3 protein-coding genes and 1 pseudogene are annotated in these 5585 nt (G+C 52.9%); 3 read left to right on the forward strand and 1 reads right to left on the reverse strand.

The window, feature by feature from the left end:
* Nucleotides 1-276: 276 nt before the first annotated feature.
* Together pglZ and brxL are read left to right on the forward strand one after the other, a co-directional pair.
* Nucleotides 277-2880: a BREX-1 system phosphatase PglZ type A gene (gene pglZ / locus ACTVJH_RS15535; protein ID WP_455992728.1), complete on the forward strand. Its 2604-nt coding sequence runs from the start codon at nucleotides 277-279 to the stop codon at nucleotides 2878-2880.
* Nucleotides 2881-3050: 170 nt separating this feature from the next.
* Complete coding sequence (brxL, locus tag ACTVJH_RS15540; RefSeq protein WP_455992731.1) at nucleotides 3051-5105, forward strand: protease Lon-related BREX system protein BrxL; 2055 nt, start codon at nucleotides 3051-3053, stop codon at nucleotides 5103-5105.
* Here the strand turns inward: brxL and ACTVJH_RS15545 are convergent.
* On the reverse strand, nucleotides 5057-5416 hold the full coding sequence (locus ACTVJH_RS15545; protein ID WP_455992733.1) for a transposase: 360 nt from the start codon (nucleotides 5414-5416) through the stop codon (nucleotides 5057-5059). The two genes, brxL and ACTVJH_RS15545, sit on opposite strands and share 49 nt — an antisense overlap.
* A gap of 52 nt (nucleotides 5417-5468) precedes the next feature.
* On the opposite strand from ACTVJH_RS15545, the pseudogene ACTVJH_RS15550 reads away from it, so the two are divergent.
* Nucleotides 5469-5585, forward strand: a pseudogene (locus ACTVJH_RS15550) (hypothetical protein); the annotation flags it as partial.

A 5585-nucleotide genomic window follows, 5' to 3' on the forward strand; every position in this document is an offset into this window, starting at 1 on the left:
TGTTGAATAACGTGAATAAAACAAGATTGCATGGATATTAATTAGGGTCTTACGCAAAAAATTTTGACAACACGTTATAATCGTTAAGTTTTTATTGCTTTACGATGTCTCAACCCTGAAAGTCGAGCCAAAGGGCGGAGCGGCAGGAGTGGCTAGAATGGATTTTTACTCTACAACATCTCAAAACAGAATGAAGCAAAGGATAGGCAGAAGGAACTGCCCAAAGCTTTTCCTTCTGCCTAAGTCCCTTTAAACTTCAGCCTTCACCCAAAAACCATGAATACCACCCAACTCATCGAAAGCCTAACCGACATATTCGACAACCAAAACGAACGCCTCGTCTTCTGGTACGATCCTGACCAGGAGTTCAGCGACGTTGTCCCCGCTCTTACTCTGCAAGGGGTGACCATCATCCAATGTGATCAGGAATCCCTTTTGGAGCTCAAGATCCGGCTGGAGCTGAAGGATCGGGAGGGCAGGTTTCTTCTCTACTTCCCCTATGCCGAACCCGAACCGGACAAGGAGTGGCTGTTGGATATGAAACTCTACAGCCGGACATTCCATGCCGACCGGGCTTCCATTATTCTGAACGATCTGGGCCTGTCCCATCAATCGATGCGCTCTCATCTGGAATCAAGAAAAAAATTCTTCAACAGCCAGGACCGGTTCGCCCGTCTCAAGCAACTTGTCACCCCGGATGACCTTGAAAATGAACTGGACATGAAAATGATCGCGGTTCTGGTCAAGGCAGATCAGGCAGGGTTGTTCGACATCCTGATGAAGCTCTTCGGGGCCATGGGCGAGGACATCCAGACATTGCCTAAACCATGGGAGGAGATCGAAAAATTCGGCCTGGATGCCTTTTTCTGGGACAGAATGGCAGCGACCTTCGGGTACAGGGTATCACCTCCAAGTCTGTCAGATGTGCTGATCCGCCTTCTGGTCAACGACCTTGCCCTCACCCTGGACGGATCCACACCGGCCGCGCTCAAACATTTTCTCTTCAAGGATTCCTCTCTGGCTACCAATGCTTCGGTATTTGTGGCCCAGTGGCGCAATCATCTCGGCCATCACCAGACATACAGACGATTATCGGCTCTTGTCTCCCAGGAGCTCGGCATGGATACTCTTCTTGGCGGGTACAACGAAGCCGAGCTTTTGCATGTGATGACCTTCGAGTCGGTTGAACAACACATTATCCGGACCATACGCACAAAGATCGTTCATCCCCATCTCGGAGACTTTGATCGCCTGAAAACGGCCATCCTGCACAGGCGGGACAGCTATTGGGCAAGTGTTCGGGATGCGGAAGAATCCTCGAAAAACATCTACAAAACAGCCTATGCAGCCCTGGACGCGGTCCTGGAACTCTTTGAGCTGCGGCAGAAATTCGATGCCGGGTTCAGTTACCCTACCCCTTTGGAGATGTTCCGTGCCTATACCTCGGAACTCTTCCGGTTCGATCAGCTCTACCGCCTCTTCCACGAGGCCGCTGCAGGGGTTCAACTGGCAGGATGGGACGTGCTCAAGGAGGTCAAGACCAGCGTGGAAGCCTGTTACAGCGACTGGTATCTCGACAGGCTGGCCATGACCTGGGACAGCTTCATGCCCGGCAGCGAAGGATTGCTTGAAAACTGGACACTCGACGGCATAGGCAAGCAAAAGGATTTCTTCACTAATCATGTCAAACCGATCCTACGATCCAAGCCCACGTCCCGGGTCTTTGTGATCATAAGTGATGGCATGCGCTACGAAGTTGCCGAGGAACTTACCCGGAACATCAACACCAAATCCCGGTTCAAGGCCAATCTGGAACCATTGTGGGGGGTCTTGCCGAGCTATACGGCCCTTGGGATGGCATCTCTGATTCCCCGCACGAAATATGGATACAAACAGGGAACTGACCAGATCCAGGTGGATGACCAGCCATGCGGGTCTTTGGAACAGCGCAAGACCATTCTGGGCAAACGCGAGGGTATATGCGTCCATGCCGAGGATCTTCTGGCCATGAACAAGGATGAGGGACGTGACTTCATCCGGCCCTACCGACTCGTCTATGTGTACCACGACCAGATCGACGGCAACGGCCACACGGCAACCAGCGCGGGAGAAGTCTTTGCAGGTGCCAGGGCCGCGGTGGATACCCTGACATCCCTGATCCGATGGATTGTCAACGGATTGAACGGAACCAATATCTTCGTGACCGCTGACCACGGATTCATCTACCAGGACAAGCCGCTCGGCGATCTGGAAAAAAGCGGCCTGGACCTCCTACCGGAAGGCATCATCAAAAAGAATAAACGGTTCATCCTCGGCAACAATCTCGGCTCAGGGGAAAAAATCTGGGCGGGAACCACTGATGTCACGGCAGGGACCATCGATCCCATGGAATTCTGGATACCCAGGGGAGCAAACCGATTTTACTTTTCAGGGGGCGCCCAGTTCATCCATGGCGGTGCCATGCCTCAGGAAGTGATCGTCCCCCTTGTTCGAGTCAGGGAGTTGGAAGGCAAGACCAAGGTGCGTGACAGTGTGACCAGAGTCGGTGTTTCCCTGCTCGGTTCGAATCGAAGAATCGTCAACAACATCCAAAAATGGAAATTCATCCAGACAGAAAAAGTATCTGAACGAACTCTTGCCCGGAGCCTGGTCATTTCCATCAGGGACGGAGACAGGCTCATCAGCGATGAAGTGACCGTCACCTTTGACAGCACCTCCGATGCCATGGAAGAGCGCACCCGCAGCGTCAAATTGATGCTCAAAAAGGGAACGTACGACAATACCAAAGAATATGGCCTGATTCTCAGAGATCCGACCACCCAGATAGAATATGAACGGATACCTGTGTATATTGATCTCGCGTTCATGAATGATTTTTAAAAGGACAGGCTGAAGGGAAGGATAGGCTGAAGGCGGAAGGGGTTTAGGCAGAAGGTAAGGCTTTAGGCACTTCCTTCAGTCTTCCGCCTGTCCGTTCCTTCCGCCTGTCCTTTCCTTCCGCCTTCAGCCTGCCATTTTCATAATAAAAAAACCTCAGCCTCACAAAAACAATGACCACCAACTCCACTACCAATACGACCAACTCCGGCCTCGATCCCATGCTGAATAATCATTTTGCAGGGAAAGTAGTCCGCAAGGACCTGACCAAGCTTCTCAAGGAAGGGGCCAATGTGCCTACCTACGTGCTGGAATATCTGCTCGGTATGTATTGCGCCTCCGATGACGACGAAGTCATCGAGGACGGCGTCCAGTCCGTGAAGGAGATCCTTTCCCAGAACTATGTCCGGCCAGATGAGGCGGAAAAGGTCAAATCCATCATCCGGGAGCGGGGCAGCTTCAAGATCATCGACAAGGTGACCGTCAAGCTGAACGAACGGAGGGACTGGTATGAGGCCCTGCTCTCCAACCTCGGTGTCCAGGGGGTGGAGATCTCCAACTCCTTCGTCAAGGAGTATGAAAAGCTTCTCGTGGGCGGGATCTGGTGCATCGTGCTGATCAACTACTATTTCGAGGAAGGGATGAAGGGGTCCCCCTTTTCCATTGCCGAACTCAAGCCCATCCAGATGCCAAACATGAACATGGACGGGCTGTATGAAGCCAGGTCCCATTTCACGGAAGAGGAATGGATCGATGTGCTCATGCGGTCCATCGGCATGGAGCCCACAACCATTGACGAACGGGTCAAATGGCATCTCCTGGCCCGACTCATCCCGCTGGTGGAAAATAATTACAACGTCTGTGAGCTTGGTCCGCGCGGAACCGGGAAAAGTCATGTCTACAAGGAACTCAGCCCGAACAGCATCCTGGTTTCTGGCGGTCAGACCACGGTGGCCAACCTCTTCTACAACATGGGCTCCCGCAAGGTGGGGCTGGTGGGGGTATGGGATGTGGTCGCCTTTGACGAGGTGGCAGGCATCCACTTCAAGGACAAAGACGGCGTCCAGATCATGAAGGATTTCATGGCCTCAGGATCTTTTTCCCGGGGAAGGGACTCCATCAGCGCCAACGCATCCATGGTATTTGTGGGGAACATCAACCAGAGCGTGGATACCCTGGTCAAAACAAGCCATTTGTTCGCTCCCTTCCCGGAGGTCATGATCGACACGGCGTTCTTCGACCGCATGCATTGCTACATTCCCGGCTGGGAAATCCCCAAGATGCGCCCGGAATTTTTCACCAACCGGTATGGACTCATTGTCGACTACATGGCGGAATTCTTCCGAGAAATGCGCAAGACCACCTTTGCCGATGCCATGGACCATTATTTCTCCCTGGGCAACAACCTTAACCAGCGTGATACCATAGCGGTCCGAAAAACCGTGTCCGGTCTGCTGAAACTTCTGTATCCCAAGGGTGATTTCGACAAGGATGCGGTGGAACGGTGTCTGGAGTATGCGTTGGAAGGAAGACGGCGGGTCAAGGAACAGCTCAAGAAACTCGGCGGTATGGAATTCTACGATGTGCATTTCAGCTACATCGACAAGGATACCCGCGAGGAAAAATTCATCAGTGTTCCCGAACATGGCGGGGGATCACTCATCCCCGAAGGCCCTCTCAATCCCGGGACATTGCACACCATCGGAGCGGGAACCAACGGCTATCTGGGACTGTACAGACTGGAGCTGCAGGTTACGGCTGGAAGCGGCAAACTATCCATCTCCGGGGTCGGCTCCCATGCCAAGGCCAAGGAAAGCATCAAGGTGGCCTTTGACTACTTCAAAGCCCATTCAAACAGGATCAGCGGCTCATCCACACCGGCCGACAAAGATTACCACCTGCACCTCATAGAACTCCACAACACCGGCCCCAACAGCGCCATGACCCTCCCCTGCCTTATCGCCTTTTGCTCAGGTCTCATCGGCAAACCCGTGCAAGGCAGCCTCGTAGTCCTCGGCGACATGAGTCTCGGCGGAAGCATCATCCCGGCCGACAACCTGGCCGCATCCCTGCAGGTCGCCTTTGACGCCGGAGCAAAGCGGATACTCGTGCCCATGAGCAGCGTGGGAGACATCCCGTCCATCCCCGGGGAACTCTTTGCAAAATTCCAGACAAGTTTTTATGCAGACCCAGTGGACGCTGTATTCAAGGCGCTTGGTGTTGAGTAACTGAGATAAAACATACACAGGTGGTAGACTTTCAAGTGCCTTTTCCACCAAGCGAAGAAATTTTCGATGTTCCAGCGCAGTTTGTAAGCCTGGGCGATCTGTTCACCGGTCAAATCATGATGGTTGGTAGCGATCCAGTATTTGACCCTGTCGACCTCATAGCCGACCAACCGCAAGGCAGTCTGGCTTTGATTAATACCGGGGATGCCCAGCAGTACGGTGCCGTCAAAAAAAACAATGCTTTCGGCAGATACAGTATTTTGTGAAAGAATCTTCTTCTTGGTGCTGGCCTTGATCCGGCAGATGAACAGCTGGCTATTTCGTTGCCATTCGTCAAAGAGCCGATGACATTGGGAATGGGCAGTTCGCCTGGCCCTTCAGACCCGAAGGCGGGTCAAGGAACAGCAAAAACGCATTGGCGCAGCGGAGTTCAGGAATACCCACTTCAGCTATGTCATGGGCGATGACGGCGTGGAAAAA

The organism is Desulfoplanes sp. PS50 (assembly GCF_053851535.1).

What these genes read in the sequence shown, in the direction of transcription:
- pglZ (WP_455992728.1), top strand. Translation starts at nt 277, where the DNA reads ATGAATACCACCCAACTCATCGAAAGCCTAACCGACATATTCGACAAC.
- brxL (WP_455992731.1), top strand. Translation starts at nt 3,051, where the DNA reads ATGACCACCAACTCCACTACCAATACGACCAACTCCGGCCTCGATCCC.